Annotated in this window: 13 protein-coding genes and 1 pseudogene; 3 read left to right on the forward strand and 11 right to left on the reverse strand. The window is 41.5% G+C overall.

From position 1 onward, the window contains the following. Window positions 1–127: 127 nt before the first annotated feature. Window positions 128–976, reverse strand: coding sequence for an acyl-CoA desaturase (locus DSM107010_RS04835; RefSeq protein WP_127022484.1), 849 nt, complete (start codon window positions 974–976; stop codon window positions 128–130). Between the two features lie 133 nt (window positions 977–1,109). Here DSM107010_RS04835 and DSM107010_RS04840 point away from each other — a divergent pair, with 133 nt between their 5' ends. Continuing rightward, a complete protein-coding gene (locus DSM107010_RS04840; protein WP_106166473.1) occupies window positions 1,110–2,300 on the forward strand; it encodes a TetR family transcriptional regulator in 1,191 nt (396 codons plus the stop codon). A 157-nt stretch (window positions 2,301–2,457) separates the two neighbouring features. Here the strand turns inward: DSM107010_RS04840 and DSM107010_RS04845 are convergent, their stop codons facing one another. The 4 genes and pseudogenes from DSM107010_RS04845 to dndC form a co-directional block, all read right to left on the reverse strand. Further along, the gene (locus DSM107010_RS04845; protein ID WP_241994128.1) at window positions 2,458–3,846 is read right to left on the reverse strand and encodes a DNA phosphorothioation-associated putative methyltransferase; all 1,389 of its coding nucleotides are present in this window, start codon (window positions 3,844–3,846) and stop codon (window positions 2,458–2,460) included. A gap of 72 nt (window positions 3,847–3,918) precedes the next feature. Next, complete coding sequence (gene dndE / locus DSM107010_RS04850; RefSeq protein ID WP_106166475.1) at window positions 3,919–4,317, reverse strand: DNA sulfur modification protein DndE; 399 nt, start codon at window positions 4,315–4,317, stop codon at window positions 3,919–3,921. An 86-nt stretch (window positions 4,318–4,403) separates the two neighbouring features. Beyond that, window positions 4,404–6,398, reverse strand: a complete 1,995-nt coding sequence (gene dndD / locus DSM107010_RS04855) for a DNA sulfur modification protein DndD (RefSeq protein WP_127022487.1) — start codon at window positions 6,396–6,398, stop codon at window positions 4,404–4,406. Next, a pseudogene (dndC, locus tag DSM107010_RS04860) lies at window positions 6,395–7,981 on the reverse strand (DNA phosphorothioation system sulfurtransferase DndC). The gene dndD and the pseudogene dndC overlap by 4 nt, the downstream one beginning before the upstream one ends. A 325-nt stretch (window positions 7,982–8,306) precedes the next feature. Between dndC and DSM107010_RS04865 the strand changes: the two are divergent. Both DSM107010_RS04865 and DSM107010_RS04870 read left to right on the forward strand, forming a co-directional pair. Further along, complete coding sequence (locus DSM107010_RS04865; protein WP_106166477.1) at window positions 8,307–9,881, forward strand: DGQHR domain-containing protein; 1,575 nt, start codon at window positions 8,307–8,309, stop codon at window positions 9,879–9,881. 111 nt (window positions 9,882–9,992) lie between these two features. Further along, window positions 9,993–11,177, forward strand: a complete 1,185-nt coding sequence (locus DSM107010_RS04870; protein ID WP_106166478.1) for a DNA sulfur modification protein DndB — start codon at window positions 9,993–9,995, stop codon at window positions 11,175–11,177. Window positions 11,178–11,211: 34 nt separating this feature from the next. Here the strand turns inward: DSM107010_RS04870 and DSM107010_RS04875 are convergent, their stop codons facing one another. The 6 genes from DSM107010_RS04875 to DSM107010_RS04895 all read right to left on the reverse strand — a co-directional run bounded on the left by DSM107010_RS04875 (window position 11,212) and on the right by DSM107010_RS04895 (window position 16,105). Next, window positions 11,212–11,691, reverse strand: a complete 480-nt coding sequence (locus tag DSM107010_RS04875) for a DNA phosphorothioation-associated protein 4 (RefSeq protein ID WP_106166479.1) — start codon at window positions 11,689–11,691, stop codon at window positions 11,212–11,214. A gap of 86 nt (window positions 11,692–11,777) precedes the next feature. After that, window positions 11,778–12,104, reverse strand: coding sequence for a Uma2 family endonuclease (locus DSM107010_RS04880; RefSeq protein WP_106166485.1), 327 nt, complete (start codon window positions 12,102–12,104; stop codon window positions 11,778–11,780). A gap of 39 nt (window positions 12,105–12,143) precedes the next feature. Next, window positions 12,144–12,794 carry a Uma2 family endonuclease gene (locus tag DSM107010_RS04885; RefSeq protein WP_106166480.1) on the reverse strand — a complete coding sequence of 217 codons (651 nt, stop codon included), beginning with the start codon at window positions 12,792–12,794 and terminating at the stop codon, window positions 12,144–12,146. After that, window positions 12,787–14,856: an AAA family ATPase gene (locus DSM107010_RS04890; protein ID WP_106166481.1), complete on the reverse strand. Its 2,070-nt coding sequence runs from the start codon at window positions 14,854–14,856 to the stop codon at window positions 12,787–12,789. Before DSM107010_RS04890 ends, DSM107010_RS04885 begins: the two co-directional genes overlap by 8 nt. After that, window positions 14,856–15,029, reverse strand: coding sequence for a hypothetical protein (locus DSM107010_RS39390; protein WP_015154691.1), 174 nt, complete (start codon window positions 15,027–15,029; stop codon window positions 14,856–14,858). The genes DSM107010_RS04890 and DSM107010_RS39390 overlap by 1 nt, the downstream gene beginning before the upstream one ends. Window positions 15,030–15,487: 458 nt before the next feature. Next, a complete protein-coding gene (locus DSM107010_RS04895) occupies window positions 15,488–16,105 on the reverse strand; it encodes a tetratricopeptide repeat protein (protein WP_106166482.1) in 618 nt (205 codons plus the stop codon). Window positions 16,106–16,314 lie beyond the last annotated feature (209 nt).

The following is a 16,314-nucleotide window of genomic DNA, read 5'->3' on the forward strand; positions in this document are numbered from 1 at the left end:
GAGTTAGAGGCGATAGAGGCGATCGCATAGTTCGTGGTAGGTAGCTAAAAAGTAAATTACAAAATTCGTAGGGGCGCACAGCTGTGCGCCCCTACATAGATTATGCGTTCTTACCAGATTGCGATCGCTAAGCCTTTGCCTTTTGTGTTGGTGGTAGCACGACTTTTTTAGCTAAACCTAAAGCTTGTAAAGCCTGAATTGCCCACCATGTCATATCAATTTCCCACCACCGCCGTCCGGCTGGTGCTACATTAGGCTGAGCGTGGTGGTTGTTGTGCCAACCTTCCCCATAAGTTAAAAGTGCTGCCCACCAAAGATTGCGAGAATTGTCCTCTACCTCAAAATGACGATAACCGTATAAATGAGTCGCCGAGTTGATCAGCCAAGTGCTGTGCCAGAGTGATACGGGGCGGAGAAAGACACCATAGATGACAAAAGACCAGCCGCCGAGAAGGTATAGCAACACCGCCAATGGAATTTGCAACAGTAAGAAGTAGCGATCCAACCAGCGATAATACGGGTCGCGATCGAGGTCGGGGGCAAACTTTCGGTAATTATCGTAGATATAGAACTCCGATCGCGGGTACAGAATCCACAGCATGTGACTCCACCAAAAACCCCGCTTAGAAGAGTAAGGATCTTTGTCCACGTCCTCTGTATGAGCGTGATGTTGTCGATGTCCCGCTACCCAAAAGACGGGTCCTCCCTGCATGGCAAGCGCCCCGATGAAGGCGATCGCATATTCCAGCCACTTCGGTGTTATTTGCAAACTGCGGTGACTTAAGAGCCTGTGATAGCCTAAACAAATCCCAATGCTGCCAAATAGCCAGTGAAGAAATATCGTCACTCCCAAAGCCGACCAAGAAAAACACCAGGGAGCGAGCATTGCTACAACATGAAACGTGCCGAAAAACACCACATTGATCCAGCTGAGAGCAAGCGGCTGTTTACCCTCTGCAACTGAGCCTATAGTCATAATCTCTACTTTCAGTACTCAGCACTTAACAAACCTTTTGTCAGGAAATGCAAGTGCTACTTACAACCCCAGCTTAACAACGCAAAAATATAATTGCAAGTACTGCTTGCACGATTTGATAAATTTCTATCTTATGGCTACTCAACTAACTTCCACTCGACAGCGATTGATTGATGCGGCTTTGCAGTTGTTCTCGATTCAGGGAATCACCGAGACGACAACGCGGCAGATTGCCGAACTAGCGCAGGTGAACGAAGTCACCCTGTTTCGGCATTTTGGCAACAAGCAAGGGTTGTTGCTAGCAGCAATCTCAGAATCAGCAGTATTTAAAGATTTTGGCGAATCTCTGCGCGAGAAAGCGAGTCAAACAAGCAGTTTGCATCAGGCACTCAAAGATTATGCTAGCGATCGCTTGCAGGCTTTAGAGCAAGTGCCAGAGTTGGTATTATCTGTGGTAGGTGAATCCAGGCGCTATTCCAGCGAACACCAGCAAGTGATTGGCGAATATTTAACTCAAGCCAATCAGTATGTAGCTGAGTATATCGTCACTGTCATCGAGCGGGAACAATTACAAACTAATTTACCAGTTTCCCAGCTAGCTAGCTTACTCAATAGTTTGCTATTAGGATATGCCGCGATTCAATTTACAACAGGATTCCAAGCACTTTGGCAGAGTAGAGACGAGTTTTTAGAAAGTTTGGTTGAGTTATTCTTAAACCAGGTTGAAGCTGAAAGTAGTGTAGAGAAAATTATAGATTTACCTGTAAATTTAGTGCATACAATCCTCCAAAAAGCTAAGAAAATTGAACTACGAGATTATGCATTAATGTATGTCTTATTTGCCACGGGTTTATCAGCGTTAGAAATTGCAAACTTAGAAAGAGTTCATCAAATAATCGATCGCGATCGCTATTTATTGCAAATTACTCAAGGTTCCGTGCGACAAGTCCCCGTGAATCAATGGATTTTGGGAAAGCGATACGGTTCCTATACTCGCAACCCCTTGACTCAGTGGCTCAAAAGCCGTAAAGACAATGAAGCAGCATTATTTTTAAATGATGCTGGTTTACCACTATCAGAAATAGAAATTCAGCAGCGCTGGCAGATAATTACTCAAGGATTACTCACGCCAGAAGGACAAGCACCAGTTATCGTCCAAACTCAACAAACATGGTGCGTGGAAATGTTGATGAAAGGCATGACTTTAGAAAATTTAAGTATGCTGACAGGACAGAGTTTAAAACAACTGAAACCTTACATTCAAAGAGTCAAAGAAAAAATAGCTATAGAACAAGCCATTCAACGCGATCGCGATTCTCAATAAACAAAACTTTACTCCCACGCACATTACATCTTTAGCGTTCCTCTTCGCGCCTTTGCGTCTAACGCTACGCTAACGGCTTCGCCTTCGCTATCGCTAACGCCTACGGCTGATGCGTGACATAAATTCAGCCTTAAATTTTAAATCAACCAAAACTCCCCTACGAATTCACAAAAACCACGCGATCGTTCTGAATCTCCACCCCATATTCCTCCAACCGCCTACACCATCCATCCCGCGTTCCAATCTCGCGAGAATTCTTCAACAAACCCAACTCTTCCTCTTGTCGGGTCAAATTAGCAAACTGTTCGGACAAAGGATAACGTTCGCTGACAAAAGTTTCCTTACGGTGCAGAATTGGTGGATTAGCAGCGCGATCGTAATCGCGATAAAATACCTTCAAATCCGGCAAATGAATTTGCATACTTGTATGTAAAGTTGGATGAGGATTTGTATCGAAATCTGGATAAAATAAATAAGAAATCTTTGGCTTATCCGTACAAAATTTGACCAGCGTTGCATCTTCCAAACGTCCGATAGTCCGACTCGCACAGCCTTCATAAATCCGCAGCAGCGGATCTAATTCTTCAATTGCCGAGACGTGAACGTATAAAGCTGTTGGTAAACGCTTTCCTATCTTGCTTTGCTGGCAGATTTTAGTAATAACTCCAGGCTTACCCAAACTGAAAAGCTTACGATCTGCTACCTCACAAGCTTCTTGATAACTGCCAAAAAAAGCTTTGATATCGTGGCGCAGTGCGGGTGATAACTTATTAAAACTGGGACGCTGACTGAATTGAGTTAACGCAAGATATACCAGAATATCTAAAGAACGACGATAGGCGATCGCATCCCATTCTGCTTCATCCGTGGCTTGTAAGATAACATTATAGGCGCGGCGGAAATTACCAAACTCAGTTATTAATTCTGCTTCCTCTGCTAACTCACCCTTGACAGGTAATCGTCCCCTTTCCGTGACAAAAGCCATCAAAGGCGCGAGTTGTTCTTGATAATCTTCAAATCGCTTGCTAGGAATGCGTATTCTTGGTGTGGTAGCGCGAGAACGAAAGCGTAAAGCCTTGAAACTCTCACGTTCTTGTTCGTCACGAAAGACATAATAGATTCCTAATGCGACTGGAACTGCATCGACGTTCAGGACTTCATCAATATATTTTTTCAGTTCCTCTTGGTCGTAATATTTTTGAAATGTATTGCGACTCGTAACAATGCCATCACCATACGCCATTTGATTGCTGCTGCGATCGTTAATCAGGACTTGCGCTGAGACGAGTAAAACTTTGCGGGTGAGTTCCCAGGCGTAAATTAAGGCTTGGCGGCGTTCCTCCAAATCTTCAATCACGTTGAGAACGTAGCCTAAATTTACAATATCTACGGCAATACGGGGAGCATCGGGACGGTAGTAAGGATCCCAACCGCTGCTAGTGTATCCTAAATTGGCAACGCGATCGATATCTCCCCCATGACCGCAACCGTAATCGAAAAACGTGGTATCGTTATTTAGGATTGCCGATTCTATTGCCGATCGCACGGGACGAGATATTTCTACACGATAAATAGCCGCCCGATGGCGTTCGATCTCTGGTAATGTTGCGCGAGGTAGTTAGACTCGACCATGAGGTTGTAGGGCAATGGCAGTTAAGTCTTCTATCTTCTTTATATTAGGATCTCCTGCCAGATAACCGATACCCCGGTGTAGGTGCAAGCGGAATTGAGTTGCCAGGGTTTCTTTATCTATACCCAGATTATCGTTATAACAGCGTTGCTTAAGCGCGATCGCTAGGACATCTGACATTTCTCCCCCAAATACACGCCACGTCATCTCTACGTTGCTATCTGTAGGAATTGGTACGGGTGAGGGGGTAGTTGGTTCGGCGAGAGAACGACAAAAAGCCCAACGACACAATATATTCCATTGGTCGATCTTGGTATTGCGTTTGAGTTTGATCAGTTGTTCTTTTGCTGTTTGGGACAGGCGGATGCGATCGATTGATGACTCCATAGCAGTAGATGGTAATTGGTAATTGGTAATTGGTCGCCTGTAACCCTTAAGTTTTGACTTTTGACTTTTGACTTTTAACTTTTGACTTACCAGAAGTAGCCAGGTTCTATCGTTGTTTGTCGTTCTGTTGGATCGTATTTTAAAAGATATTCGCGGGCGATCGCTTCGTTTTGGCGTAGGGTGTGGACTTCTTTTTCCCCAATTTCAGTGTCGGTGGAAAGGAGGATGACTTGGTGACTGGCGGAGGGGAAGTAGCGTTCGACGAGATTTTGGCGGTGGGAGGAGTCTAAGCGTCCGAGGGGGGTATCGATGGCGATGGGTAAGCGTCGTCCAGAGACTCTGGCGAGTCCCCACAAAAATGCGATCGCTAGAAGTTGTTTTTCTCCGGCTGAGAGGCGATGTTTGGGGACTGGTTTCCCTTGTAAGTCGTAGAGGGAAAGGCTAAAGGTATTGGTAGCGATCGCAATTCGATGTACTAAATCTGATTTATGCAATAAATAGCGGAAGCATTCTGTTACTTCTACTTCTAATTTATTTAGTTTCCTTAAGGTTAAACGTTCGCGAAACAGTTTTAGGGTTTCTTGGACTTTTGATGCGGATGTAATAACGTGTTCGGTATTTTTGCGATCGATGGTTTGTTCGGTATATTCATCTAAGTCTTTTTTCGTTTGTGCGATCGCGGTTTCTAATTCTAGAATGCGGCGTTTGGCTGTTTCACAGTTTGCTTTTATATCTGTAACTCTATTTTGTGCTGTTTGTAGCGTTTCTACTAATTGCTGATAAGCTTCTGGCGAGGCTGCTGTTTGTAATTGTCTTTCGAGATCGACGATTTCTGCTGCTTGTTGTTCGAGTATCGTTTGCTGCTGTTGTGCGGAGTTTTTTGCAATTGGTAAAGCAGAGTTGAGTAAATTAGTGAGGTAATCTAGCGTTTCGCGATCGCTTTGCAACCAGGAAGATTCTTGTAGAGACGTTCCATGGAACGTCTCTACATCTTGTTCGAGCAATATTTTGATTTTATCTAATTGTTCCGCTGTAATATTTATGTTAGAAATTTGTGTTAATAAACGTTGGTTTCGTTCTAATAATATATCTTGTGCTACTTGCGATCGCGCTCGGTTTATTTCAGTTTCTGCTTGCGATCGCGCTTGTTCTAGGAGTGGTGTAATTAAAGCAAGAGGTAACACGTCAGATGCTAATTCTCTCATAGCTTGACGCGCTGTTTCTGCGGTTGCGTTTTTGGTTTGATGCTGTTGTTCTAATTGGCTGCGATCGGCTGCTATTTTACCACCTTCAGCGAGAAATTTGTTAAATGTTTCTTGCTGTTCTTTTTCTGCTAATGTTAAGTCGTCTTGCAAAGATATTAACTGTAAATTTTCTGCATTTTGTTTATCTTGCAATACCTTCAATTTTTCTTCTATTTCTTCTAAATTGACTACATCCTTTGCATCAGCTATTTCTTTGCGTTTGCGATTGACTAAAATTTCTAAATCTACCGCTAATCGTTCCGACAACTCCAATCCCAACAATCCGCGAATAGCCTCAACTACCACAAGTGGAGGTGTTTCTTGTTCTGCTAATTCTTTAATTTGTTCGCCATCGAATAGAAATAAATTAGAAATTCCTAGAGGTAGTAAGTTTTCAATATATTCGTCCCAGATGCTAACTAAACCACTATTTAGCCATTCGTCATCGTTCAAAATCCCCAAAACATCCTTGCCATCTTTAGGGTTTTTCTCCCAAGTTCTAACGATTCGATAAACTACAGGTTTGTCATTTTCAATATGTCCGAAAGCTAATTCAATCCGAGTTTTTTCAGTTGGTGACGTATGGCTATTAACGCACTGAGTTAGAAAGTCACTATAGCTTAAACTACCTCTGGTAGAACATTGAGCGCGATGTCCATAAAGTGCGAGGCGAATCGCATCCATTAAAGTTGTTTTTCCACCCCCATTCATTCCACCTAAGAGGAGAATTGGGCGTGAGATATTCTCAGTTTCAGCTTCACTAAATGGACTTAAGTTGATGACTTGCGTGCCTTGATATGGACCGAAGTTTTGTAATACGAGTTCGAGTAAAATCATTTCTTAAACTTAAAATTCCCCCAACTCATCGGCTTATCGTCCTCTACATCCACTGCATCCCCTAAAGTTAGCTGCTTTACCTTATCGACATCGCCTTTACCAACAGCATCCTTTAAATCTCGCTTGAAATGAGCATTTTTAATTGCTTCATCTTGAGAGCGAGAACTACTTTTAAAACATTTCTCTAGCGCGTCGTAAATACCTACACGCCTTGCCATTTTGCGAAATTGACGTTCTGTATCGAGAAGCTTTGCCATTAATTCTAAATGCATGGCATCCCCGTCACAAATTTCTTCTAGCACGTTCCATTCATCGCTACCCAAAAGGCTATAATCTGCACCAGGACGAATATCAATGAAACTTTCGCCCGTCACTTCTGCATAAATACGAGGTAAGCTATCATCAAATTCGTGTTTCTCTTCCAGCCAAATTCTTCTAATTTCGCTTAATTCTTCAGTAGTAATTAGGGTGATATCACGCATATTTTCTGGTGCAGTACAGCGAACTTGGGTTTGTGCTTCTAGAACTCGTCTCAGCCAATGTTCTCGCCAATATTTAGTGTAGGGACCAGGTATGGGTTCAACTGAGAGTTCGCCATTGTGATTGCGTTCAAATAGTTGCACTTCACCCCAAATTCGGCGAAAATCTCTTTTATCGCGACCGTCTTGTACATCCAAGTCATTGCGGATATCTAATAGAGGCTGCATCCATTCTTTTTCTTCATCGTTTTGGATCATTGCCTCCATTGATTTATCTTTACTCACCATCGTACAAACCCAGCAGCCAAAGCGGGAATCGCCACAACTGGGAGTGGAGGTATCGACAACTAGGGGACATTCGTTATCTGCTGTCGCGCCTCGGTACATGGTAAATAAGTCTTTGTTGCTATATCCCCAAGGGTTTTGCCACTGCATGAGGTATAGCCAAACTTCATCTGTACGCCAGTCTTCAATTGGCAAATAAATTAGTGAGTTAGGTCTATTGGGGTTGGTGTTGATGCGATCGCGTACCCGCCACTCTCTATGTCTTGCCATATTAGCCGCCCGCTTTACGCTTTCAGCTTTGCGCGTACCCAGGACAAGAATTACTTCACCACTAGACCGAATAACTGCACGAATGAAACTATCAGCGGGTTGAATCTTCAAGCGTTCCGTACACCATCTAAATCGGTTGCGCGGTGCTGGATAACCTTTGCCGATAAGGTTTACCCAAAAAGTATCTTTGGTAGCAGGGTGAAGCAGATGGGGTTCAACTGGCATTTGTTGGTCTTTAGCAGCAACCTTCATCTGTTCTAAAGAATTACCCACCCAACTAGAAACTAAAGGATTTTCTACTAAAGTATCATTTGTAATTACATGAATGGCTTTAGTACGCTTTTCAATTGGCAGAGAAGCGATCGCATTCCAGACTAATTGTAAAGTAGCAGTAGAATCTTTACCACCACTGTAGCCAACACACCAGGGTATCGCATCAGAACAATACAATTCTTGTATTTCAGCCGTCAGTAGCTCGATCTCTTGGACTAACTCTGCTACATTACGTGCTGGCTAATTTTTTTGGTCTGGCTGATTCGCTATTGTCATCCTCCCTACCTCTGGAAATACGGACGAGTATGGGTGCGATTATAAGTCACAGAACCACACAAACCAAATCTGCTACGCGAATTTCTAGTAGTTAACTATAGTATTGTAAGGTCTAGAGGTTTTTAAAAACTATCATTTAAAAGTTTTTAAAAACTTGACAATAGAGCCAAGTTCTTTTAAGAAATTAACCTATGCACTGATGCAAGGGTGAAAAAAACGGCAATGAAAGATAGTGTAGCAAAGATTACGGGCGAATAGAATTCGCGTCTACACAGGCAAAGTCCGCGAAGGCGGACTCTAGAATCACCGTCGTTAGGTGCAAAGTATGGGGAAACGAGAAACTCAGGAACAACAAACTCTGACAACCCTGCTGGATAAGTTTTTGCAGCAGCAGGATCGAATACTGGTGCAGAAGACAGAAATGGGCGGGACTGAGGCTTATGTAGGTTCTGTGACGCTGGAGTGGTTTGCCAGTCGGGTACATTTTGCCTCTGCTTTACCCCTACTGCGACAAAAATATAATCCTGAAACTGACAATATCGAGATTGACGCAGACACTATCGATGAAATTCAGCAGCGTCCTCTGGATTGGTCGCGACAACTCCCGTTAACACAGTATTTAGCCACGCGGAAGCATCATAAGTTCCCACCTGTATTGGTGGTGATTAGCCAACCTTGGGTAGATAATCCCAAAGCTGCTGAGTGGGATAGCCACGGTAAAGCGATCACATCGACTACAGATTTTATCACGCTAGATCGAGAAGGCAAGGTTGGTCTACTAAATGTTGCTGAGGCGGATGTCACCATATACGCCCTGGATGGACAACATCGGCTGATGGGGGCGCAGGGGCTAATGGAGTTGCTGAAAACTGGTCAACTCCCACGCTATCGCAAAGATAAATCTCCTGATGGCACTTCCATCAAGCTAGCCGATTTAGTAGAACAATCTCATAGTCAAGACGCGAATAATCTCGTCTCTAACAATTTGCAGGACATCCCTCAAGAAAAAATTGGTATCGAGTTCATCTGTGCTGTTGCAGCTGGGGAAACCCGCGAAGCAGCAAGGCGACGGGTAAGGTCTATTTTTGTCCATGTCAATTTGATGGCTGCACCCCTAACGAAAGGTCAGTTAGCCCAGTTGAATGAAGATGATGGCTTTTCGATTGTGGCAAGAAAGATTGCTGTAAGTCATCCATTATTGGAACAACGATTGAACCGAAAGCCGCGTATTAATTGGAATAGTGCGACAATCGCCAGTAAGTCAACGGTTCTGACGACGCTGCAAGCCCTCAAAGATATGTCAGAACGCTATTTAGGGCAGAAGTTTCCGCATTGGAAACCGTGGGAAAAAGGATTAATTCCCATGCGCCCAGAGAAGAAGGAACTTGAGGCAGGAATTTCTGATTTTTGGCAGTTATTCGATTGTTTGGCAACTCTTCCCAGTTACAAATTATTGGAGGATGAAGATACACCTAGCCTGCGGCGATTCAATTTTGAAAAGGATGGGGGTGAAGGAAATATGCTGTTCCGTCCTGTAGGTCAAGTAGCTTTGGCGCAAGCTTTGGGAGTTTTGGTTTTCAAGAAAGGGTTTAAGTTGAAAGAGATTTTTAAGAAGTTGCGAAAATTTGATTTGGAAGGCGGATTTAGCAACATGGAGTATCCGCAGTCTCTTTGGTATGGCGTTTTATATAACCCAAATAAGAAGCGAGTGCAAGTTGCTGGGAAAGATTTAGCGGCGAAATTACTAGTTTATATTTTGGGTGGAATTGAGGATCGGATGGAACGGGCAGAACTGCGAAAAACTTTGGCTGATGCAAGAAGCGTGGAGGATAAAACTGTAGGTTTTGATGGTCAGTTTGTCGAACCCAAAGAAGTAGGACTTCCCTCGGTTCTGAATTAACACAAACACTTATTTTTTTTCATTGTAGTTTTCACCGATGCCACATTCTCAAACAATTGCATATTATATTAGCTGACCTTTGCTAATTTATATAAATACTTTGTGGTAAATATGCAAGAGGATAATACTAATAACTCTCAATCCGAATCAAACCAGCCGCTTGACCCTCTGCTTGAATCGTACTACTCAAAGTACCGTCGCAAGTATCGGTGCTATCCAGGATTAATTTTTCATCAAGGGAAGCGGGAAATGCTACAAATTAATGTTCCTGCTGGAGACTTACCTGTTCTTCTTCAAGCGAAACCTGCTACTGATAACGATCCAAATTCAGGTAAAAATCGCCCGGTAATAAAAGGTCATGCAGATGAAATTAAAAAGTATGTTTTAGATCGTGCGCGGATTGGCAAACCTTGGGTTTTAGGTACATTGACAGCAAATGTAGCCAGGGAAAAAATTACAATTATTGAGTTAGGTGCAGGAGTGTGTCTAGTAGCTATTCCAAATGACGTTGCTTTAGATATTACAGATGGACAGCACCGAACTCGTGCTATGCAGGAGTTAATATTGAGTGCAGAACGACATTTAATTGGAAATGATGAATTTCCAATTACTTTAGTTTTAGAAGACAGCGATCGCCAATGTCAAACAGATTTTAGAGACATGGCTCAATCAGCACCTCTAGCTAAGTCTCTTTTAGTTTCTTACGGGGAGTTTTTAGGAAGAGATGGCATCACTCAAAACTTATTAGATAGAGTGATGATGTTTCAAGGAAAAACCGAAAAAATTAAAGCATCTGTTGGAGTAAAAAATAAATTAATTTACACAACTAATTACATAGCAAAATCTGTTAGTTGTGCATTTGTAGATCATCCTGACGATGAGATTCTAGAGTACGATGTCGAAACTTCTGCTGAAGCTTTGGCTGTAGCCTTCAATCTATTTTTTTCAAACTGTTCTGCTACCAAACTAATAGCTGAGAAAAAGTTCGAGCAACTGACAAGTGATGAAGTTATGAATTTTAAAGAAGATTACATTATAGGTTTAAGTTATGGTTTGGAGATAGTAGGACGTTTGCTGAACTTTACTTACGATCGGTCAAGCAATCACTTCAATGAAGCCATGATATTGAGGTTAGCTGAAATTGACTGGTCAAGAAGTAATAGCGTTTGGAGAGATAATATTGTTAGATTAGATCCAAAACCTAAAAATCCAGCTAAACCATACAAAATATCATTTGGTACAGGTGTCATATCAACAGCAGTCAAGATTGTAAAAATGGAACTGGGCTGGACATGAGCTATTAAAATTGAATATTAAAATTGAATAATACTTACATTTGCGGGAGGAATTTGCTTAAATCGAATTCCTCTTCTTCTTTTTTCTGCCTCACTACTTCAGAAATAAGAATTAGTAGAAGCCTTTCTGTATAATCAACTGCACCTCGTAGTTCTATCTGTAACATTTCCAGTCCACCGTTAACATACTCTTCAAAAATATCGTTACGGTTCTCATTAGTATGATTTTCCGTCAAGGACAAAATTTTTAATTCTTCGGTTTCATTAACCGCAATTAAATTTATTACTGCATCATACCCTCTGACTAAAAATTGTTCTTGAGGAATCGGTGCTGGTTCTTTTTTAGAAACCTCTCCCAAAGGAACGCGCTTTTTGTGCTTTGCACCTAAAGCAGCAGCAAATACAATGACATCAGCATAAGTTGGAAATGGACCCGTCGCACCGTCTGCTGCTGTTAAGGCTTTCACTAATTCGGCTTTATCTTTAGCAACTCTAATCCTACCAGTTTCTACCATTCTGCCAGTACCTAATTCCTAGTTATCTTAACTCAACAATTTATCTATATCTTTACAATTCCTCAAAAATGCGATCGCACCCCCAATTACAAAAACATTTGACTTACCTCCACCTCAATTTCAGGAAAAGCTAACGGTGACAATTTAGCATTTCCATCTAAAATTATCTCCTGTTGATAAGTTTCCTCTCCTGGTTCTCGCAGAACGTAAACCTGTCGCACATTTACATCTATAATCCAATATTCAGCAATCCTAGCTTGAGCGTAAATACGTGATTTTAAAGTGCGATCGCTATTTAATTGGATAATTTGACCTTCTACTAATTCAACTCGATCTTCTGTTGTCAAAATTTCTGCTTCGATCATGCGATGATATTCATCTACAGTCCACAAACGCAATTCTGTTGTTATCATAACTTTATCCTCAACCTTGAGAATGAGATGCGATCGCATTTAATTTTGACTAAAACTCTGCAAAAACCAACGGGTAATCTCGCCATCATCTTGAGTTAGACTGCGTTGTAATGCTTCTTTAACCAAAGCAATCTCTAATCCAGGTAATATCCTAGATTCTTGAATTTCTCCACTACTTCCTTGAAAAATTCTAAATGCAATAATATCTCCAGCATTCACGTCAACTACCCAATATTCTCTGACTCCTGCGGGTTTGTAAATTAATCGTTTGCGTCCTATATCATCATTGAAAGAAGTCGCACTTAATTCTATGACTAGAGTAGGTGGTGGAAATTCGTCTAAATTAATCGGTGAGTTGGAACGCGGTGGAAATCTAAATTCTGCACCAATGTAAAAAGCTAAATCCGGTTGAAATTCTCTAATACCTGCTCTCCAAAAACTACAATTAATTAGACTTTTGATTCTACTATTTTTAACAGTGGCATACAAACTCGCTACATTATGAGCAATGCTATTATCCTGGCTGTGGCTAGAACCAATTGGTGGTATTTCAATCCTCATGTAACCGCGATCGTAATAAAAATTAGCTTTCTCATACTCTGGGTTATCGGCTATTGCCATAAATTCTTCCCAGGTAGCTTTCACCCAAGTATCTGCCACAAAATTCTGTGTAGGAGACGAACTAGCCATTGTCCTCTACCTCTACTGCTACGGTATATTCAAACTCGTTCGGACTCTGCCTAACTAAAGGATAACGCCTGCTACCAATACTAATAGAATCCTCTTCACAGTCAGGTTTAGAAGAATAATAAGTCAGCACGTATTGCTTCCCAATTCTGCTTGATATTTCTGCTTCTACTTCCCCTCGCCATTGAGTTTTTGTCACCAAAACAATCAATTGATTTGCTAATTTAGGAATAGTTTTAGCAATTTGACGGCGATAAATTTCATCCAAACTACCAAAAGGTGAATCCATGACGATTGGAAAAGTGCTAGTATCGGGAACCATTAGCATTTTCTTCTCGCTCCATTCCCGCACTCTGTCAATAATACTGCCGATAAAAGAAAGGCTGAGAATTTGATTTTCTCCTGTAGAAGCAGCTACAGGCATTTCTATCCCAATTGTATTTTCTACTAATGTTAGTTCATAGCGATCGCTAATTTTAGGAATATAAGGAGTAAAAGAAATCTCTCGAAATATTTCTTGAACTCGTTTTTCTAACTGTAAGCGAAACTGTTGTTCTTGTCGCGATCGCACTTCAGCTAAACGCTCGATCGCATCCTGAGTAGCAGCAATTCGTCTTTGAGCTAATATTTGTCTTTCTTCATTGTATTTTTGTTTGATAATTTGCTTAGCTAAATTCTCAGCTTCGGCTTGAAAATTAACGATCTGCTGTTGATTTGCTCCCTGTTCTAGGATTATTTCTCTGATTTTTACTTCAATCGCATCTACACGTTTTTGCAAACTCCGAATTTCTTCACTTGGATCTTTACGCAATCGTTCCTGAATAGAATCTAATTCAGTTTTTATCTGTGAAATTGTCTGTCTTAATTGCTGAATTCTAGCTTGCTCTCTATCTACTTCTTCCCAGAAGATAGGTGCTTGTTTATCAATTTCATCTACTTGTACGCTCATGCGAATAGCTGTCTCTTCTACAGTAGAGGAACCTGCTCTTTCTAACCAGTTTTTCACACTTTCGCAAGCGAAATCTCCTGCATGTAAATCTGCACCGCAAATACAACGTTGGGAACTCAGTAAATCGCTAATAAATTCCCGCGAAATTCCTGCCTTCAATTCTCCTCGCTGTTTTAATTCCGTAACTATAGATCGAAATTGATTTGTGGCTTCTGATAAAAGTACTGTATATCCTTTCGTAGAAATAGCTCTTTTTAAAAGTTCTCGGCTTTGTTTAAGACTATCTTGATTCGTCTTTTTCAGTTGCTCTAACTCCTGCCGTCTTTCTTGTAATTCCTTTGCCGCACTAAGTTCCCGTAGATAATGGCTCGTTTCTTTCTTCAGCGTATCTTGATACTCTAATTCTTGCTCGATTTCTATTTGCCTACGCTTGATTCGCTCTATTTCTTTCTCGGCTTTACTCTGCTGCCTAAGTAGTTTTTGTGTCTCGCCGTCCCCAATTGCTTTTAACTCATTATCTAGAGTTTTCTTTGCTTCTCCTAAATGCCGAATTGCGCGATTTAAGACTTCAACTCCCAGAAGCATTTTAGTAGCTTCAGCAATTTCTGTTTTTTTATCAGAACGAACAATTTGCTCGATGCGTTCGCCATCAAAAAAGAAATACTGATGTAAACTACTGGGAAGAATTTGATGAATAATTTCCTCTGGATGTTCTGGTGGAATATACCAACGTCCATCATCTCCAGACACATACATAAATAATTCGCTTTTACCTGCATCTATATCTAATTCATTTTTATAAACTCGACAATTGCGCTTAGTGCGGTAACGTTTTCCTTCATGTTCCCAACTGACTTCTACCCAACATTCTACTGCTGCACCTAATTGTACTTCGGCGATCGCGCGTTTATTTACTAATTGCTCGACAGAAGCAAAAGCTGCACTAAATCTCTCGTACAATACCCACGTAAAGGCATTTAATAAACTCGTTTTTCCCGCACCATTGTTTCCATGAATAATTGTAGTGTTTTGTTCGCTTCCAGTCGCTAAGATTATTTCTGGTGTTTTCCCATAAAAAGAGCGAAAATTACATAATTGGATAGAAGTGAGCTTCATTACTGCACCTCTTCTTTGATAATCTTCACAATATCGTCATTAATATGACCTTGGCTTTTTCGGTCTAGTCTATTTTTCTCTAGTTGACAGACTCGCTCGATAATTTGCCTAATCTCTGGCGCAGCAGTTACTATCGGCTCCTGCACGTCACTCATATTTGATTCTGTTATCATGCTAGTACAAATGAATGCTATGCAATATTTTATACATGCGTACTACCGTTTGGCTACTGATAAGTAAGTCAAAAGTCAAAAGCTAAAAGTCAAATAAAGTAAGCCTCGTAGCTGCTCCAGCTTGGGCTGCTGCGCAAATACAATCTTGATGTAAAACAAGCGTTAAGAAACTTATAGAGCGTAACTGCACTACCCTTGTCTGCGTTTAACTAAATCTCTTTGCAAGGGTGTAATACTGCCAGAAAAATTTAAGCTGGAAAAATCTTGTATTTTTACTTTTTTGATGATACTATTGCTTTAACCAAAAGGGTTTTCTTAATAATCGAAGCGTAAGTGTTTCAAAAAAATAAATAATATTTCTATTCTAAATAATAGATATCACGATCGCAGATTGAAAGTCAATCCACCATAGCCAAATAAATTGATTTTTGCGATCGCAAGTAAAGAATAATTAAAATTTACTTTTGTTTTTGCTGGGGAACTGCGGGAGCAGGGGTGGGTTGAGGATTAGCCAAGTTGTTAATTTGCTCTTTTTCTGAGGGACTAGGTGCAAGGGCAGCAGCTTGCTCGAACAAGGGCTTAGCTTGCTCTGGCTTACCCTGTTCTTTAAGTAGCAGTGCCTTGCCTAAAACAGGACGATAATCTTTCTGGTCGATTTGCATCGCCCGGTCAAAAGCGGCATTGGCGCGATCGCTATTTTTCTGGGCAGCATAAACTTGACCCAATACCAAGTGATATAAACCTTCATTGGGGTTGAGAGCAATCAGTTTTTCTAAAGGGGCGATCGCACCCTGAAAGTCTCTCTGGCGGACGCGAACTTCTACTAATCCCTTCAGTGCTGCTTGGTTATCTGGCTCCTGTTTTAGAACGAGTTCGTACTCTTGTGCCTGATTCACCAGTGGAGATGAAGATTGCGATCGCGCTGTCTGGCTAGCAGTGGGCGTAGCTTCCTGCGCTGGCTGACTATCTTTGACTATGCCTTCTAACAGGGGTAACATCGAAGCCCCAATAAAGAAAACGGCTCCTAGCGCCAAGACGAGATTGATGAACCAACGACTGCGGGATGGCTGTGACACGATATCGCTTTGAACTCTACTTCCATATCTTAAAAGCTAACATTCAGAATGCTAATTGCTCGTTGCCGAGCGAAAGGGGGTTAATTTACCTAGTTGCCTGCACGAGTGCAGATTTTGTAAAATAGCGATTTTCCGATCTAGGGTAACATCACAACCAATTGGGGTTGTAGTGATATGTTATGCTGCGCTCACGCTTAGTTTACTTCTTG

Origin of the sequence: Chroococcidiopsis cubana SAG 39.79 (genome assembly GCF_003991895.1) — a bacterium.
Taxonomy (GTDB): Bacteria; Cyanobacteriota; Cyanobacteriia; order Cyanobacteriales; family Chroococcidiopsidaceae; genus Chroococcidiopsis; species Chroococcidiopsis thermalis.

Coding starts and splice junctions, on each gene's coding strand:
- DSM107010_RS04835 (WP_127022484.1), bottom strand. CDS start 976: ATGACTATAGGCTCAGTTGCAGAGGGTAAACAGCCGCTTGCTCTCAGC.
- DSM107010_RS04840 (WP_106166473.1), top strand. CDS start 1,110: ATGGCTACTCAACTAACTTCCACTCGACAGCGATTGATTGATGCGGCT.
- dndE (WP_106166475.1), bottom strand. CDS start 4,317: ATGGAGTCATCAATCGATCGCATCCGCCTGTCCCAAACAGCAAAAGAA.
- dndD (WP_127022487.1), bottom strand. CDS start 6,398: ATGATTTTACTCGAACTCGTATTACAAAACTTCGGTCCATATCAAGGC.
- DSM107010_RS04865 (WP_106166477.1), top strand. CDS start 8,307: ATGGGGAAACGAGAAACTCAGGAACAACAAACTCTGACAACCCTGCTG.
- DSM107010_RS04870 (WP_106166478.1), top strand. CDS start 9,993: ATGCAAGAGGATAATACTAATAACTCTCAATCCGAATCAAACCAGCCG.
- DSM107010_RS04875 (WP_106166479.1), bottom strand. CDS start 11,691: ATGGTAGAAACTGGTAGGATTAGAGTTGCTAAAGATAAAGCCGAATTA.
- DSM107010_RS04880 (WP_106166485.1), bottom strand. CDS start 12,104: ATGATAACAACAGAATTGCGTTTGTGGACTGTAGATGAATATCATCGC.
- DSM107010_RS04885 (WP_106166480.1), bottom strand. CDS start 12,794: ATGGCTAGTTCGTCTCCTACACAGAATTTTGTGGCAGATACTTGGGTG.
- DSM107010_RS04890 (WP_106166481.1), bottom strand. CDS start 14,856: ATGAAGCTCACTTCTATCCAATTATGTAATTTTCGCTCTTTTTATGGG.
- DSM107010_RS39390 (WP_015154691.1), bottom strand. CDS start 15,029: ATGATAACAGAATCAAATATGAGTGACGTGCAGGAGCCGATAGTAACT.